Annotated in this window: 15 protein-coding genes; 6 read left to right on the forward strand and 9 right to left on the reverse strand. The window is 42.0% G+C overall.

Annotated elements, in window-relative coordinates; translation table 11 throughout:
* Positions 1-86 precede the first annotated feature (86 nt).
* Positions 87-1,724 (reverse strand): bifunctional GNAT family N-acetyltransferase/carbon-nitrogen hydrolase family protein, encoded by a 1,638-nt coding sequence (locus Q6344_02385; GenBank protein ID WLG14222.1) that lies wholly within the window; start codon positions 1,722-1,724, stop codon positions 87-89.
* A 659-nt stretch (positions 1,725-2,383) separates the two neighbouring features.
* Between Q6344_02385 and Q6344_02390 the strand changes: the two genes are divergently transcribed.
* Entirely contained in the window at positions 2,384-3,013 is a 630-nt protein-coding gene (locus tag Q6344_02390; GenBank protein WLG14223.1) for a BLUF domain-containing protein, read from the forward strand.
* Positions 3,014-3,108: 95 nt separating this feature from the next.
* On the opposite strand, the gene Q6344_02395 is transcribed toward Q6344_02390, so the two are convergent.
* Positions 3,109-4,479, reverse strand: coding sequence for an FAD-binding oxidoreductase (locus tag Q6344_02395; protein ID WLG15119.1), 1,371 nt, complete (start codon positions 4,477-4,479; stop codon positions 3,109-3,111).
* A gap of 553 nt (positions 4,480-5,032) precedes the next feature.
* Between Q6344_02395 and serA the strand changes: the two genes are divergently transcribed.
* Both serA and uraH read left to right on the forward strand, forming a co-directional pair.
* On the forward strand, positions 5,033-6,259 hold the full coding sequence (gene serA, locus Q6344_02400) for a phosphoglycerate dehydrogenase (protein ID WLG14224.1): 1,227 nt from the start codon (positions 5,033-5,035) through the stop codon (positions 6,257-6,259).
* Positions 6,260-6,667: 408 nt separating this feature from the next.
* Complete coding sequence (gene uraH / locus Q6344_02405; protein ID WLG14225.1) at positions 6,668-7,099, forward strand: hydroxyisourate hydrolase; 432 nt, start codon at positions 6,668-6,670, stop codon at positions 7,097-7,099.
* A gap of 123 nt (positions 7,100-7,222) precedes the next feature.
* On the opposite strand, the gene Q6344_02410 is transcribed toward uraH, so the two are convergent.
* From Q6344_02410 to Q6344_02430, 5 genes are all read right to left on the reverse strand, one after another.
* Positions 7,223-8,308: a rhodanese-related sulfurtransferase gene (locus Q6344_02410; GenBank protein ID WLG14226.1), complete on the reverse strand. Its 1,086-nt coding sequence runs from the start codon at positions 8,306-8,308 to the stop codon at positions 7,223-7,225.
* 236 nt (positions 8,309-8,544) lie between these two features.
* On the reverse strand, positions 8,545-9,045 hold the full coding sequence (locus Q6344_02415; GenBank protein WLG14227.1) for a DUF2569 domain-containing protein: 501 nt from the start codon (positions 9,043-9,045) through the stop codon (positions 8,545-8,547).
* A 146-nt stretch (positions 9,046-9,191) separates the two neighbouring features.
* Positions 9,192-9,773: a tetratricopeptide repeat protein gene (locus tag Q6344_02420; GenBank protein ID WLG14228.1), complete on the reverse strand. Its 582-nt coding sequence runs from the start codon at positions 9,771-9,773 to the stop codon at positions 9,192-9,194.
* A gap of 561 nt (positions 9,774-10,334) precedes the next feature.
* Positions 10,335-10,952: a methionine biosynthesis protein MetW gene (metW, locus tag Q6344_02425; GenBank protein ID WLG14229.1), complete on the reverse strand. Its 618-nt coding sequence runs from the start codon at positions 10,950-10,952 to the stop codon at positions 10,335-10,337.
* Positions 10,949-12,307 carry a homoserine O-acetyltransferase gene (locus Q6344_02430; GenBank protein ID WLG15120.1) on the reverse strand — a complete coding sequence of 453 codons (1,359 nt, stop codon included), beginning with the start codon at positions 12,305-12,307 and terminating at the stop codon, positions 10,949-10,951. The genes metW and Q6344_02430 overlap by 4 nt, the downstream gene beginning before the upstream one ends.
* Positions 12,308-12,805: 498 nt before the next feature.
* Here Q6344_02430 and hemH point away from each other — a divergent pair, with 498 nt between their 5' ends.
* Positions 12,806-13,825 carry a ferrochelatase gene (hemH, locus tag Q6344_02435; protein WLG14230.1) on the forward strand — a complete coding sequence of 340 codons (1,020 nt, stop codon included), beginning with the start codon at positions 12,806-12,808 and terminating at the stop codon, positions 13,823-13,825.
* 195 nt (positions 13,826-14,020) lie between these two features.
* Positions 14,021-14,836, forward strand: coding sequence for a BPSS1780 family membrane protein (locus Q6344_02440; protein WLG14231.1), 816 nt, complete (start codon positions 14,021-14,023; stop codon positions 14,834-14,836).
* Between the two features lie 118 nt (positions 14,837-14,954).
* Here Q6344_02440 and Q6344_02445 read toward each other — a convergent pair whose 3' ends face one another.
* Complete coding sequence (locus Q6344_02445; GenBank protein WLG14232.1) at positions 14,955-15,287, reverse strand: hypothetical protein; 333 nt, start codon at positions 15,285-15,287, stop codon at positions 14,955-14,957.
* 179 nt (positions 15,288-15,466) lie between these two features.
* Here Q6344_02445 and Q6344_02450 point away from each other — a divergent pair, with 179 nt between their 5' ends.
* Positions 15,467-16,768, forward strand: a complete 1,302-nt coding sequence (locus tag Q6344_02450) for a right-handed parallel beta-helix repeat-containing protein (GenBank protein ID WLG14233.1) — start codon at positions 15,467-15,469, stop codon at positions 16,766-16,768.
* 65 nt (positions 16,769-16,833) lie between these two features.
* Here the strand turns inward: Q6344_02450 and Q6344_02455 are convergent, their stop codons facing one another.
* Complete coding sequence (locus tag Q6344_02455) at positions 16,834-17,619, reverse strand: SDR family NAD(P)-dependent oxidoreductase (protein WLG14234.1); 786 nt, start codon at positions 17,617-17,619, stop codon at positions 16,834-16,836.
* Positions 17,620-17,784: the final 165 nt, after the last annotated feature.

Raw genomic sequence — 17,784 nt, forward strand, 5'->3', positions numbered from 1 at the left:
GATAAAAATAAACGGCTGAAATGTCAGCCGTATTATTCATAAACTTTATTAAACCGTGTTCAGTGTTGGTATTTTAAAATGACTGATTAAGGTTTTTGCGCACGGTTTTGTAATGGATCACCGAGCAGGACACTACCAGAGTTTTCGAGGCGCTCATCATCGCTTAGCTTACTGGCTGATACTTTAGATTTTCTTTTCCATTTCAAACTATACAAGTCATCACGGCGATCAAGCAGATTATGTACCGAGCCTTCGTTACGGACATGAATAAGCTTGTCTAAGTTCACATCTGAGAAGAATACCATCTCAGTGTTGGCAGTGGTTTCTGCCATAATCGCATCATGCGGGAAAGCAAAATCTGATGGCGAGAAGATAGAGGACTGCGCATATTGAATATCGAGACTTTCAACCTGTGGTAAGTTACCAACCGAACCACAAATCATCACATAGCATTCGTTTTCAATTGCACGTGCTTGGGCGCAGTGGCGCACGCGTAGATAGCCGTTTTGCGTGTCTGTCCAAAAAGGCACGAACAAGATGTCCATGTCATCAAGTGCCATGAGGCGGGCAAGCTCAGGGAATTCAACGTCATAACAGACCAAAATACCAATACGACCGGCATCGGTATCAAACACCTTAACCTCGTCACCGCCTTCGATGACCCAAGCGCTACGCTCATGCGGGGTAATATGGATTTTGCGCTGCTCTTCGACCGTACCATCGCGGCGGCACAAGTAGCTGACATTATATAACGTATCGTCCTCGTCCAAGTACGGCATCGAGCCTGTAATGACGTTGACGTTGTAGCTGACCGCTAAATGCGATATCTCATTTTTAAACCATTCGGTATAACCGGCTAAAAATCGAATAGCGACGTTTTGATCCGTCGATTCACACAGACCCATCAGCGGTGCGTTAAAGAACTCTGGTAAACAAGCAAAGTCAGAGTTGTAATCAGCCATAATATCGACAAAGAATTCGACTTGCTGCAGCAGCTCTTCAGGTGACTCGACTTCACGCATTTGCCATTGGATGCCACCAATACGCACCTCAGACTTACGAGTGTTTGGCTTATAATCTTGTGGCTCATAATAAATATTTGCCCACTCAAGTAGAGTAGCAAAACCTTTAGATTGTTTATCGTCAGGCAAATAAGCCGTTAAGATACGCTTGACGATAAAGCCATTTGAGAGTTGGAAAGACAATGCAGAATCATGAATTTCACGAGCCGCGACGGCTTCAATATATTCGCCAGGTGTGAGATCTTGATGGTTATGATAGTTCGGGATACGACCACCAGCCAAAATAGCTCGGAAGTTTAACTGGCGACACAGCTCTTTACGGGCATCGTATAATCGACGTCCTAGGCGATAACCACGGTATTCAGGGTCGATCAGCGCATCTAAACCGTAAATAGCATCGCCTTCAGGGTTGTCTCTGATAATCTCTTTATGACCAATCAAGTCGTCGTAGGTGTGCGGGTTAGAAAACGTGGCATAATCAACACGCATAGATAACACGATGCCAATCAATTGATCATGATCAAATAAAGCGATCTGACCTTCAGGGAAGGCATCGATTAAGGTATTGATAGTGTTCTTTGACCATGCACCGCCCAAGTTGACATAGACACGATCCATCAGTGCTTTTAATTGTGGATAGTCTTTTTTCTTGATTTCAGCGATGGTTAGATGAAAGTCGTCTAGTTTTTCTATTTTGCTCATAATGTTCCTGTTTTGGATCTTTATTAATTTTAGTGATATCAATTTTAGTGATATCAATTTTAGTGATATCAATTTTAGTGATATCAAATAGCATGCGTTGCCACAATTCAGTTGGCAATTTTTTGTGTAAAAAAAGTGATAAAAATATTCCAATCATAAAATATTACCGTTACAATCAATTATCATTGTATTTACAATAAGTTATGAAGATAATTTATCTTATGACTTCTGTCAGCTTTGGCGTTACTGACGTGTTTTTTGAACCTCATATCATTTTAAAGTAGCTACAAATTAGAGTGTCTGTAAATTAAATTAGCTATGAATTAAAGTGACTATAAATTTAAATTGAAGTGACTTTAAAATTTTTCATAATGTTCACAAACAGTCGTTGGGATTAATACAAGCCAAGTGTTTGGTACAGATTTTAACCTGAGGATGTCAGTATAGATCTTCTATTAGCTTAACATTATTTTTAAATAGCATATCTTAGGACGCTTCGTTTTGGTCTATTTGCTTTGCTGGTTATCATAACAAGCTACTCAAGTAATGACAGTTTAACGTGGTAACTATTTGCTACGTTTTTGTGAGTCGCTGTCTTTTTTCATTGGGGCATCGTTTTGTTTAGCCGTATTTAATCGGTTTTTTAGGATTGTTTTATTATGCCCTCAAGTCACAACAATAGAGTCAGTAGCTGGGATGAGATAGAAGACTCAGCGCTGGTTCAATTGGTGTATGTTAGTAGTTTGACACTTGTCTCACGTTTAAGTGCCTCTATATTTGATGAAGTAGAATGTCATGCGCGTAACTATAATCAACAGCATGGCATTACAGGTACTCTATGTTATGGTAGTGGTCATTTTTTGCAATGCATCGAGGGTGAGAAAGCGCACGTATTTGCCTTAAAGCAACGCATATTTGCGGATAAGCGCCATAAGAATACTGAAATATTGCTGTTACAGACGATAGAACATCGCCGTTTTGCGGATTGGCGTATGCGCTTATTATTTTTAGAGCGTTGGTTATGGTCACCAGCGAGCAAAAAGCAAGCCGCACAGTTATCGCCATATTTGCCATTTGCGCCGCATAATTGGTCGCCTGATCGTACCGAGAATTTTTTACAAATCATCAAAACCTTTGATACGCCGCCACATATCAAAGCGGCTGGTATTACCTATAATGCACTGGGCAATATGTTTCGTCATATCGCCGCCCCGCACCAAGCATTTTTAATCGTTCAAGGTTTTTTAAGTGTGTTATTAGTGGTAGCGCTAGTGTTGTTATTTTTATAAATAATCGCTTTGATAAGCCAAAAAAAGACGCTAAACCATCACGTTTAGCATCTTTTTCATACTCTTATTTATTACTTTAATTATTAAATAAGCACTTACATATCAAAAATCTTGCCACGGTTCATAATGTTATTCGGATCAAAGACTTTTTTTACCTCTCGTAAGTACTCAATCTCAATCTCGCTGCGGCTATATTGTAAATAGGGCTTTTTAGTCATACCGACGCCATGTTCGGCAGAGACTGAACCGCCATATTTTTGCACCGTCTCAAACACGTGTTTGTTGACGATTTGACATTCAGCAAAGAAATCATCTTTGCTCATGTTTTCAGGCTTTAGAATATTAAGGTGCAAGTTACCATCACCGATATGCCCGAACCAGCAAACCTCAAAGTCAGGGTAGTTGCTGCTAACGATGTGATCAATCTCGGTGATAAACTCAGGGACATAGCTTATCAGTACGGATACATCGTTCTTATAAGGGGTAAATACTGAAATGGTTTCAGAGATGTATTCGCGCAATTTCCACAGCTCTTCAGCCTGTGCCAAGCTCTGGCTCATGACACCATCGACGACCCAGCCTTGCTCCATACAATGCTCAAATATCGCCATGGCTTTATCCATGATCGGCTCGTATGGCGCTTCAAACTCTAATAGCGTATAGAACTTGGTACGCGACTCAAATGGTTCTTGTACTTGACCGTGTGCCATCAACTTATCAATAGCCACATCATCAAAGAATTCAAAAGCGGTCAAATCAATCTTCGCTTGAAAGGCTGATAGCACATTCATCACATCATTAAAGCTGTCCATACCAAGTACCATGACATTTAAGTCTTGTGGCTGACGCTCAAGCTTGATTTGCGCATGAGTGACAAGCCCAAGCGTGCCTTCGCTACCGATAAACAATTGACGCAAGTCATAACCAGTGGCGTTTTTGACCATACCGCGGTTGAGCTGTAAGATATCGCCTTTACCAGTGACCACTGTCAGCCCCATGATCCATTGACGAGTCATGCCGTAGCGTATGACTTTGATACCGCCTGCATTAGTGCCGATATTACCACCGATTTGGCTTGAGCCAGCTGAGGCAAAGTCAACAGGGTAATAAAGGTCTTTCGATTCAGCAAATTGTTGCAACTGCTGAGTAATGACGCCTGCTTCGACTTCAACTATTCGATCGGCTGGATAGAACTGTCCGATATGGTTCATCTTATCCATACTGACGACAATCTCGCCATTGGCGGCGACGGCGCCAGCTGACAAACCGGTACGACCGCCACTTGGCGTTAGGACGACATTATGCTCATTGGCAAGCAGTACGATGGCTTGTACTTGCTCAGTAGTCTTCGGAAAGACGATGGCAGCAGCGGCAGGCGCAAAATGCTTGGTCCAGTCCTTGCCCCAATGCTCTAAGCTCTCAGGGTCGGTTTTGATTTGGCTGGCGTCAAACTGATGAACATCCATCAAAGTGCTCAAAATAGTTTGAACAGCAGCTGTAAGGGTTGCAGAGGTACTTTGGCTAGATAAAGAAGTCATGGTCAAATCTCGGTATAAACGTAAGCGCTATGCCTAAAGGGGATTATTATATCGCTAAATGGATATAAACATAGCCACATAGGTATGTTTATATAGTACGTATTTATATGATTATAAGTGAGCCAATAAAGTAATGATAGAAAGATGTCATGCTGCGTGCTTATATGGCTGTAAATGGCAAAAAATAGTTTAATAAACGTCGAACAGCGTGATTTACTATAGCATAAAAATTTTTCAGGCTTGATAACCAATAATTCATCTAATCTGCTAACATCGCCGCCCAATTTTGTGTAAGATATCCAGACTGTTTTCGTTTCACCCACCCTATAGTTAAAGCATTGGTAAGTGGTTACGACGTTAACCTCATTTAATGTACTCAGTGTATGGTTTGCGCTTGGTTACTTTGTACCTACTTTAAACGGCTTCGACTACAGATTATCCCTCAGATAATTTTACAAGACAATTATAGGACAGTTCTCATATGGCGTTATCACTACAAAAAGACAAAATCCGGTTTTTATTGCTTGAAGGTCTACATGACAATGCTTTAAAAGTATTGGAAGGAGCTGGTTATCATAATATCGAAAATATCAGTCACGCATTAGATCAAGATGAGCTGATCGAAAAGATTAAAGATGCTCACTTTATCGGTATCCGTTCGCGTACGCAATTGACACGTGAAGTACTTGAGCACGCGCACAAGCTCATCGGTATTGGCTGCTTTTGTATCGGTACTAACCAAGTAGACTTAGACGCTGCACGTGATTTGGGTATTCCCGTCTTTAACGCGCCATACTCAAACACCCGCTCGGTGGCTGAATTGGTATTGGCCGAAGCCATCATGCTATATCGCGGAATTCCTGAAAAAAACGCGACCGTACATCGTGGCGGTTGGGGCAAGTCTGCGACCAATTCACATGAAGTACGTGGTAAGACAATCGGTATCGTCGGTTATGGCTCTATCGGTTCGCAACTGTCTGTCTTAGCAGAAAGCTTTGGTATGAAAGTCATTTATCATGATGCTGTGACCAAATTGCCACTAGGTAATGCGGTACAAGTAGGTAGCTTAGAAGAGCTACTATCAACGGCTGACATCGTGACATTGCATGTGCCTGATGTACCAAGCACCCGCTACATGATGAAAGCTGAGCAGTTCGCGCATATGAAAGACGGCAGCTACTTTATCAATGCCGCTCGTGGTACTTGCGTAGAGATTGATGATTTAGCCGCTGTGCTTGAATCTGGTAAAATTTTGGGCGCAGCGATCGACGTATTCCCAAAAGAGCCAAAATCAGCTGATGAAGAGTTTGAATCACCACTGCGTAAATTTGATAACGTCATCTTGACGCCGCACATTGGTGGCTCAACTCAAGAAGCACAGGCCAATATCGGACTTGAAGTCGCTGATAAGTTTGTTAGATACTCTGACCAAGGTGACACAGCGACAGCCGTGAACTTCCCAGAAGTTTCTATTCCGTTCAAAGAAAACTCGCATCGTCTGTTACATATCCATAGAAACGTGCCAGGCGTGCTGTCTCAGATCAACCGTCTGTTTGCAGAAGCAGGAATTAACATCCTAGCACAGAGCCTGATGACAGAAGGCGATGTCGGTTATTTGGTCATGGATGTTGATTACAATGATTCAACTGCCGCGCTAGATCAGTTAAAAGACGTAGAAGAGACGATTCGCGTGCGTATTTTGTTTTAAATAATATTTGCATGTAAGCATAATTTTTAGCGTAACAGTAGCAGACCATCATTCAGATAGTCTGCTATTTTTTTGTCTTAAATCAAGCAATTGCAATGTTCAATCATGGCATTGATGCTTTTTATTTATGAGTAACACGAATTATAGCGAATGTAAGTTTTACATTCACTATACTCATTTTTATATAAGTTAACATTATCTTAATTATACGGTCTTATTAACAATATAAACTACACCAGTACATTAAGCCTATAATGATGAATATATTTTTAATGAACAACATGATTGATTATGTTTTTGAGGTAAATCACGGTTATGTTCTGCGGACAGGCATACTTAAAAATAGTAAATAGCTTGCTGAAGAAGATAATTCATTTAACACATACAATTGACTGAATAGGATGATTCATGAAAAACAACTTACTCAAGGCAGCTGCATTTGGTAGCGTATTAGCTATGACTGCAACGGCTAGCCATGCTGCTGGTGATCAAGATAAATATCAATTATCTAGTCATATTTTAGATATTAGCACGGGTAAACCAGCACCAAACGTCAATGTAAAACTGATGATGCAAGAGAAAACTGGTAGCTGGAAATTGCTTAATGCGCAAAAGACTGATAATAATGGTCGTATCGGCAACTTCTTACCGAATCAAGACGGTGTTGAGCATGACGGTACTTATAAGTTGATTTTTGAGACGACTCCTTATTTCCGAAATCAAGGTCTAGAGTCTTTCTATCCGTATGTTGAAGTCAATTTCAATATCGAAGGCGATAACCATTACCATGTGCCAATCACTTTGTCTCCATACGGCTATAGCACTTACCGCGGTAGCTAAGCCATATTACGTACTCAATAAGTCATAGGTTAGTACTAATAAAGCAAAAAGGACGCCCCAATCAAATATTTGATTGGGGCGTCCTTTTTGCTTTTATCCATCTTAACTTTATCCATCTTAACTTTATTCAGCGTTAGCTTTATTGGCTTCCTCTGCTTGGCGACGTGCTTCGATTTTAGCGGCTTTGCGTTTCTCAATCACATCAATCACATCACTACCAATATGCGCTTCGCCACGTTTCTTTGCCAGCTGCATTTGATGCTCGCGCTCACGAAAACGGGATTTTTGCTCGTCGGTCGCTTTATTAATGCAGTGTGGGCATGACTCGCCTTTGATGTAAGCAAGGCTTTGCATGTCATCGACAGTAATGGGCATACGGCAGGCGAAGCATTGCTCATAGTTGCCTTTTTCTAAGTTATGATTGACCGACACGCGGTTATCAAAAACGAAGCAATCGCCTTGCCACATAGAGTCGCTGGCTGGAATTTCTTCTAGATATTTTAAGATGCCGCCTTCTAAATGATACACCTCTTCAAATCCTTGCTCGCGCATATAAGCAGTAGACTTCTCACAGCGTATACCACCGGTACAGAACATCGCGACTTTTTTATGTTTGGCTGGATCCATCTCTTTCGCGACGTATTCTGGGAACTCGCGGAACGTTTCGGTATTTGGATTGACGGCATTTTGGAACGTACCGATTTTAACTTCATAATCATTACGCGTATCAATCAAGATGACGTCAGGATCAGAGATAAGCGCATTCCATTCGCTTGGTTTTACATAGCGTCCAACTGATTGCAATGGGTCGATATTTTCAACGCCCATGGTAACGATTTCTTTTTTGAGCTTCACTTTGGTACGATAAAAAGGCTGAGCATCGGTATAAGATTCTTTAAAGGTAAAACTGCCAATCGCTTCGATACTGCGCAGATACTCAAGGACGTTATCGATACCTTGGCGTGTGCCAGAAATCGTACCATTAATGCCTTCATTAGCAATCAATAACGTGCCTTTGACATCATTATCGAGCATATTATTTAAAATTGGCTCGCGGTATTGCTCAAAATCAGCAAAACGCGTGAACTTATATAGAGCGGCAACGACGATGTTATTGGTGACGCTATCGTAGGCTGGGGCTGATTTGTTGTCGGTGACAGTGCTGTTTTGGATATTGCTATCTGTATTGTGGTCTTGAATGGTACTCATTTTTTTCTCCTGCTGGCTAGGTCGCAAACCTAGTGCGTTGGGTTAGGTATGTAGATTAAATATAACACTAGCATGATTGTGGGATTAGCTAATGCGGAGGTAGTGTAGCAAATTTTGCAGAGTTTTTGAACATAACTCATACCCATAATGTTCGCAATATGAAGATATAGTGTACGAAAAACCTCTCATGGATTGAAATCTCTACAGTTAAAACAAAAAATAGGTAATTGTAGTCATCACAGTTCTTTCACAAAAGTAGCTTGTACTCGCTTCGAAATAAGAATGTAGGGTATCCATATAAGACAAGCGACAAGCGTTCGAACCAGCTCTTTAGTCGTATCAGGATCGAAAATAGGATCATTAGGGAAAATAATTTTAACCGCCATCGCATCGATAATGATGAATACGAGAGTAAACAGTAGAATGCCGATATAGAACTTTGGAAAGACAGCCTTCTTCAAGAAGAATAAGAATCCAACAAATATCCATGTGAGCACTAATGCACCATTAATAGTCATTTCTGCTAATATGATTGGCGCCCACATAGGATGATACGCTTCGGTTCCTGATGAGGTCAATATCTCCCAAGAACCATCTTTGAATATTTCAGAATAAAGTGGAAAAATAAGAAAGATGATTCGTAAAGGTGAAGCTACTATCCCAAGAGCGACCAACCACAGCCAACCGCCTATCCCTTCTAACGGTTCTTCGCCTATCCCTTTTAAGTGTTCTGCCACCAAATTCTCCTTTAGTCATTGATTTAAAATTAAGCTGTAACTAGTAAACGTTGTCTCATGATAAGTCAACCTAAGCTGATATTATAGATAATAAAAAACCCAGCAGTTACGCTGGGTCTTTATTGTCTCAAATTTTATTAACTGGTTTACTTACTCTGGAACCAAGTATCCGCTTTGCTGCGGGCGCTAGCGATATCTGAGCTTGATAAGTTCAATGCCAACTGACCGATTTTACCGCGTGCTTTATTACGTACTTTTTCATCAAGCATACCATCACGGGCAGCCAAATCGTACCATTTATAAGCATCGACGAGATTTTTTTGCTTTTCATCGAGCAATGCAAGCGTATAGCTGGCACGGTTATCGCCGCGCATTGCCGCTTTTTCTAACCAAACTTTCGCTTGTTGCAAATTAGGCTGCACACCTTCACCGCGCAAGTACATGATGGCAAGATTCAACTGAGCAGGGGCAACGCCTTGCTGAGCCGCTTTGGTATACCACTGAATAGCCTGTTGGGTATTTTTTGCAATGCCTTCGCCTTTCTGTAAGCGCTTGGCTAAATAAAACTGAGCGTGATCGTTACCTTGGGCAGCGCGGTTAGACAGCTCACTAACTGGCATTAGCTCAAAACGTGACGTATCAAGTGGCACGTTTGATATTAACTCAGCGTTTGCTAGACCTGCACAAGAAAATAAGGCAGTAAACAACGCAGCTTTTAATAATTTCATAGCAGCTCCAAAATTAGGCAGTTAATAAGCAAAAAAAGTTGCACCGCTAAAAGAATTTAGACGGCGATAACAATTAGGTGAAATCTTGCGATACCAACTTACCTAATCATTAGCAATATAATTAATCGATGTAGTGTGGCAAATTCCTTTAATCGAACCGATAAACGGTCAGAATCAGGGTGCGATTGACACTATTTTGCTAGCTTAACACCCAAACTTACGAAACTCAAATACTAATTACATGATTTAATGCGTATTCATACCTCATTGTCCTCAATAAAATCATAGAGTTACTTAAGCGTAAGAATAAATTAACCAGCTATTAAGGTTGAAATTTGTATTTATGAGCCGTGCTACCGCTTTCAACCACTGCTAGGGCGTGTCCTCAATTCAATCGATTATCCTCTAAATGGGCTAAAAATGGCTAAATTTTGCCAGACATCGTCAAATAGTTTAGCAATATCTCGATATTATTTGCGCTACTTTCCTTATTTGACGGCAATTTATCTCATTTTTATCAACATTTTTAAAATGAAGGCACGCCCCAAGTAGATAACTCTATTATTCAGGTTTTTGTTTGGTGACACGATAGATAGCGACGTCTGCCAATAGGTTGGGTGCTTGGCGTATCAATGCTTTCATAAGTGGCGTATGACCTTTTTCAGAATCGCTGACGGCAAAGCGGTTGACGATATGAATATCATGCTGTGCACAAAGCTGCTCAAAATCTTTAAACGTACACAGATGAATGTTTGGGGTGTTATACCACTCATAAGGCAATGCCTCTGAAACGGGCATCATCCCTTTAAGCCCTAAATGAATGCGGTTTTGCCAATGGGCAAAATTGGGGAAGGTAATGACGGCTTCGCGGGCAACACGTAGCATGTCAAGTAAGAGCACATCAGGCGATTTGACCGCTTGCAGCGCCCGTGCCATGACGACGGTGTCGAAACTGTTATCAGCGAAACGTGCCAGACCATCGTTCAGATCTTGCTCGATGATGGATAAGCCTTTGGCGATGCCATCATTGATTTTTTCTTCGTCAATCTCTAGCCCATATCCCGTCACGCCGCGATTTTGTTGTAAATGCGCGAGTAACTCACCATTGCCGCAGCCCAAGTCCAGTACATGTGAGTGCGGCGCAATCCAGCGCTCAGCCAATTGATGATCCATTCTCATGAGCGCGCTCCTGCTTTTTGCTGGCTGTTTTGATTTGTACTTTTTGCTGGCTGTTTTGATTTGCTGTCGGTGATAAATGGCGCAGTCAAAAATCCTCGGACGGCACCCATATAACGAGGAATATCAAATAAGAAAGAATCATGACCATGCGGCGCATCGACATTGATGTAGCTAACTGGTTTGCCAGTCGCCATCAGCGCATCGACAATCTCTTGTGAGCGCTCCGGTGCAAAGCGCCAATCCGTGGTAAATGAGACCACTAGGTATTGGCATTGTGTATGGGCAAAGGCCGCTTTGAGCGCAGACAGCTCTTGTTGGCGATTCTGCTCACTCTCATCTATCGTTGCCACCGTATCTTCTAACGCATGCTGCGTGCTTTGTTTACTAGATTCCACTGATGTGGCAATCGAGTCCTTAAGCTGTGCTGCTGATTCTATAGCGTTTGTTGCCACGGCTGATGGATAATCACGTGTTGGATCAAAATAATCTAAAGCTTTGGTCATGAGCAAATAAGTATTGGCATCGAAATTTTCGCTAAAGCGCTCGCCTTGATAGCGTAAATAGCTTTCCACTTGGAATTCAACATCGTAGCCATACATAAATTTGCCAGATTTTAAATCACGACCAAACTTTGCCTTCATCGCATCATCGGTCAAATAGGTGATATGGCCAACCATCCGAGCCAATATTAGCCCGCGACGAGGGTAGGTGCCTGCTTGTAAGTAACGTCCCTCTTTAAAATCAGGGTCGGATAAAATGGACTGCCGCGCCACTTCGTTAAAGGCGATATTCTGTGCTGAGAGCTTTGGCGTGCTGGCAATGACCACGCAGCGTTTTAACCGATTTGGATAGTCAACTGACCATTGCAGCGCCTGCATACCACCCATTGAGCCACCAACAATGGCGTGCCAAACGTCAATACCGAGACGATCTGAGAGCATCGCTTGGGTTTTTACCCAATCCTTAATAGTGACGAGCGGAAAGTCGGGACCATAAACTTGCGGTTCATTGCTATCTGGATTAATCGTTGTCGGACCAGTAGAGCCGAAACAGCTGCCGATGTTGTTGACACATACGACATAAAACCGATTGGTGTCGATCGCTTTATTAGGGCCAATCATATTGTCCCACCAGCCAGCCTTTTTATCATCATCGCTATGGAAACCTGCCGCGTGATGACTGCCGGATAGGGCGTGGCAAATGAGTACCGCGTTTGATTTGTCGCTATTTAGTGTGCCATACGTTTCGATGATTAAATCAAACGATGGCAAAGTACGATTACATTCTAACGTCAACGGCTCAGCGAAATGAAAAATCTGAGGCGTGATAATTCCGACTGAACCGACTGAGTCCACGGTATTCACTAAGCTCGCCGAATGAAGCGTATCTGTCGGGGACTGGTCACTGGTATTATTAGGGCGTGCGTTCAAAGCTACCTCGCAAGACAACAATTATCAATAAAATAAAAAGGGCAAACTGTCGATAGGCAGTGTTGCCAATACTGCTTTGCCGACACTGTTCTCTAAATGTTTTTCTTACAATGTGCTTGCCTATTGTATGGTGATGCGCGTAGGAGTACAACCGTCGAGCGAGTCTTTTGAGCATAGTCTTTTAAGCATGGTTTTTAGGGACGATGGGTGGTAGGCAGAGAAGGGTTAAGGTGAATCAATGATTGATGACTATCCATAAATGGCAATAAATAGCAACTAAGTATCAAATTGTATAAGGGTGCTTTTACCATGCGTTATTAATGGATAAAATGCTACACTAATAAAGCATTTAATCAATCATGACTTAATAATCTTTTATCGCATATTCTTCTTTAATTAACCTAATAATAAAATAGTGCTGCTATGAAACCTGAACTGCCTCCCCGTATTGCCGTCCTATTAGTGAACCTAGGTACGCCAGATGAGCCAACAGCGCCTGCCGTACGTCGTTACTTAAAACAGTTTTTGTCTGACCCCCGTGTCATCGAGATTCCGAAATTCTTGTGGGCGATTATTCTCAATTTGTTTGTATTGCCAAGCCGCCCTAAACGTGTGGCAAAAGCCTATGCCAGCATTTGGGAAGGCGACTCACCGATTCGTAAGATACTAAAGAGCCAAGTGGAGCTATTGGAACCACGGCTTGCAAATAGTGCCGCACCATTTCGGGTTTCTGTCCATCCAGCGATGAGCTATGGCAATCCTGGTTTGCCTGATGTGATGGATACCTTGCGCGGTGAAGGCGTTGATCACTTTGTTATCTTGCCATTATTTCCACAGTATTCCGCTTCCTCTGGTGGTGCTGTTTATGATGCGTTGACAAAGTGGACGCTCAAGCAGCGCAATTTGCCGAACTATACTATTGTCAAAGATTACTTTGCGCATCCGCTGTACATTCAAGCATTGGCTGATTCGATTCGCCGCTTTCAAGCAGAGCATGGCAAGCCTGACAAGCTGATGTTTAGCTTCCACGGTATCCCGCAGCCTTATGCTGATAAAGGTGATCCGTATCCTAAGCGTTGTAAATGTACTGCCGCACAAGTGGCTCACGCGCTTGGTCTAAAGGATGACGAATGGATTATCAGTTTTCAATCACGCTTTGGCAAGCAAGAATGGGTCAAGCCCTATACCGACGTGGTATTAGAAGATTGGGGCAAGTCGGGTGTGCGCTCGGTACAAGTCATTAGTCCGGCTTTTTCTGCTGATTGTCTGGAAACGCTAGAAGAGCTGGCCATCGAAAATCGTGAAAACTTTCTCCACGCGGGTGGACAAGAATATCACTATATTCCCGCATTGAACTTGGATGAGGCGCACATTGATTTGCTCGAAGCGCTTAGTGCGCCATTGGTCAAAGGCTGGGCGGGAACGCTAGATGGTTGGGCTTGATTAATTGAATTTGTAAGTTATAAAAAAATACCGGACATTATGTTCGGTATTTTTTTGACTAAATGATTTTAATGAATTTTATTAAAATAGAATAAAGTTGGGATTTTTGGTGACTGATATGTAAAACTATGCCAAATAAACTTTTATTGTCATTGTTAATTTTACGTTTGCTTAACTTTATTTTTGAGGATAAATATGTCCAGCTCCAATTATTCACAACCCTCTGTGTCTCTACAAAAACCTAACGGTCAACCACCGAACTTACCGCCCACTGACGAGTATGGCGGCCTATTACCGCAGTTATTGGTAGAACCTCGAATGTGCCAAGCAGGATGGGGTATAAGTTGGATTACCAAAGCATTTGCAATATTTAAAGATCAATTTTTATTATGGTTAGCTATTGGTGTTGTTTATTTAATCATTGCTATGATTGGTAGTAGCGTACCCGTGATAAATTTCATTTTCCCTTTTCTTTCCTTTGTGTTTGTTGGTGGAATAATAAAAGGTTGTGCCGATCAAGCTGTAGGTAACGAGTTGAGGTTTGACCATCTTTTTTCAGCTTTTTATACGCATCTCAAGCCATTAATTATTTTATTCGTCTTGTATTTAGTGGCTGTTATTGTTGCAATGATACCTATGCTGATTATATTCGGTGGTATGGCTTTGTCTTTAGCTCAAGAGTCAAGTGACGTTGCGATTGCAGGTATGGTATTGGGTGTTTTATTGGTTTTTGTACTACTATTTCCTGTACTTATGGCTATCTGGTTTGCACCTGCTTTAATTGTGCTTCACAACATCGAGCCTGTTCAGGCAATGAAAATGAGTTTTAAAGGATGTTTAAAAAATATCTTACCATTTTTCGTTTTTTGGTTAATCGCTCCTATAATAATGATATTGATGGTAGTTTTTACACTAGGACTAGGTGTGTTAGCACTGCTTCCAATAGGTATGATTACCTACTACACCAGTTACCGAGACGTTTGGACAGATCAGCCATTGTCAGCGTTATAGTTGGTTGTTTAACAGACTCTAGTATCAGAAGTACGATAAGCACAATAAAAAAGCACGCTCGATATAACGGGCGTATTTTTTTATTGTTTGAGAGCTTTTTTATCATGAGAGAGCTTAGTTAAAAATCGTCATCATTACTACGTTCCGCCGCGTCTCTATCAGCGATATCGACAATGTCAGGATAGTCGCTGTCATCCAAATTGTCGTCCACTAATACTTCGTCGATTCGCGATTCGTCTATATTTTGGCGATGCATGGGGGTTAGCCCTTGAATCGCATCACTTCCGGCTTGCGAGTTGTCGAATCCTGCGCTATTGTCAATGACATCATCATTATCAATGGTATGCAACATAGGGTCAGCCAAATCAATTTCTTGGCTGTTGTTATTGATGTCCGTATCACCTTCAATGTGATCCATTGCTTCTGGTAATGGGCTTTTTGAATGGTCCATCATGGTTTCCTTATTATTGATAGTTATTATTAATGGATGTGGCTGATTTTATTTATTAAGATTTATTTACTAAAAGCATTGTGACGTGTTATGACGCTTGCTAATAGGAGTAAGGTGTCACAGGATGTTCAAAAAATGTAAGACAAGTACAAGATAGACATAAAAATAGGAAATATACGATGGTATCAAGTAGTAGGTTGTTCGTCACAATATCCTTAATCAGTGCCACAATAGGTTTGACGGCTTGTGAAGGTGTACCTTTTTCTGGTAGCAGCGCCCATAGCAGCTTGGATAAGGCTGATTTAAAACAGCCATTAATTATTGATGCCAAACTGCCAAAAGCCACGACAACCATAGACTGCGCACAATTAACGCCGAAGCAAATAGTTAAGGTAAAAGGTCACAGCGTACTCAGTGCAAGCTGTGATTTAACAGCCAAGTCGATACGCTTTGAGTTGAATGATTCGCACAGCTCTCTCGACTGTCAGGGCGCACTACTCAGTACTCGCGCTGATGATGCGTCAAAGGTTAGCGCCATTATAATTAAGCCCAAAACAGATAGCGCTATCGAAGATATTACCGTTGCCAATTGTCATGTGGATGGCTATGGTCATGCGCTACATATTCGCCAATATAGCCAGCCCAATCAGCGTTATGCGCGCGGCTTGATAGACCCTGCTGCCAATCGTGCGCTTGCACCAAGCGATATTCGTGTGATTAATGTGAGTAGTCAAAACAGTATCAATAGTGGCATGTTCGTTGGTGATCATGTGCATGGCGTGAGCTTTGATAAATTACGTATTCAAAACGCAGGCACCGTTGGGTTGTATCTAGAATTTGGCAGTCGTGATAATGTGATTAAAAATTCGGTGTTTGTCGGTAATGGTTTCCGTACCTTTAAGCCCAATCGTGAGGCTATTGCCGTGGATTCGTCGAGCAATAACCGTATCGAAAACAATCAATTTATCCATAATGGGGCAGGCAGTATATTGCTGTATCGCAATTGCTTTGAGCATGCTGATGACAGTACGCGGGGCAATCATTTTCAGCGTACCGAGTCGAGCCGTGACAATATCATTCGTGGCAATATTTTTAACGACGAGCCAGTCGGGGTTTGGGTTGCGTCAAGGCAGTCGCGCAATCTCAAAGGTTTTGAATGCGGTGCTTATTTGCTGAAGCAAACGCCATTTGCCAGCTATCATTTAGACAGTGCTAAGGACAATCAAATTATCGATAATCGATTTGAGCAAGTCGAGCAGGGCATTATCGTAGAGGATGACGGCACGCTAATAGCTGGCAATAAGTTTGCAGCGAACGTGCGTTTGCCCATTTATGTCGGTTCTGAAATTCGGGAAGACAGCGCAGCAGGGGCGATAAAAGGGACGGTTATCAGCAACAATGTTTTTATCGATAAGACCACTGAGCAAGCAATAAAGGTTCGAGCGGCAAGCAAAACGGCTACTCATATTGAGCAGCCGTAAGTGTGGTTTTATATTAAATAAGCGTTATCGGTTAATAACAGTATAACGAATAGGTGATGTTGCTATTAAGCACCAACCTTGGTATTGACCCAGCGGATTACAGAATCTGGCGTGACTTGCGAGACTGCTTGAAAGAGCTTTGCTGGCATGCCCACAGAGTAATGCGTACTTTTGAGTTTACGATTGGGACTGGTCGTCAATTTACACAATGTTTTGGCGACATCGTTGACCGTTAGATGGATGCCCAAGCGATCCATACTGGTCACTTCGATGTCAGCAGTCATGTCAGATTTGACCCACAGCGGCATCACATCGATAACCTTGATACCCAATTTTTCGTACTCAATATTAAGGCCTTCTGTGAGACCTCGCACAAAAAACTTACTGGCCGCATAAGTCGCAACTTCGGGTTGACCATAGATAGCAGAAGCAGAGGACACATTGATAATTTTGCCGTCTTTGCTATCAGCTAGATAAGGTGCCAGTTTATGACAGCCAATCAAAACACCTTTACAGTTGACGTCAATTAAAGCCAATTGCTCATCTAGATTGGTCGTTGGCAATGCGCCACTGACCAGCACCCCAGCATTATTAATGAGTGCATCAATACCACCGAAATGTTCAATCATTTGATTGATCGCATGGTCCCACGAGTTAGGCTGGGTGACATCCAGCTGACCTGTGATAACACGCTGTTGTTTGACGGCTTTCTTAAAAGATTTGTCTTTAATGACGCTTTCAAGTGTGGCAGTATTGGTCGCAAATAACCCAATATGATGGCCTTTTTCCGCCAGCTTTTTGGCGGTGGCTAAACCGATACCACGTGATGCGCCTGTAATCAATATATTCATAATAAGTGACTTAATCGTTATTAATCATGAGTAAATCGAGGTCGTATATTAGAGTGCTTATCCCTCGGGCTTATTATTATAGTCATTCCACTATAATAATATTACTGCGTTAGCCTCGCTTGAAGTATTAAATATACATCTACACTCGGTTGCCTTGTACTATTT

This window comes from Psychrobacter cibarius (genome assembly GCA_030686115.1).
Taxonomy (GTDB): Bacteria; Pseudomonadota; Gammaproteobacteria; order Pseudomonadales; family Moraxellaceae; genus Psychrobacter; species Psychrobacter cibarius_C.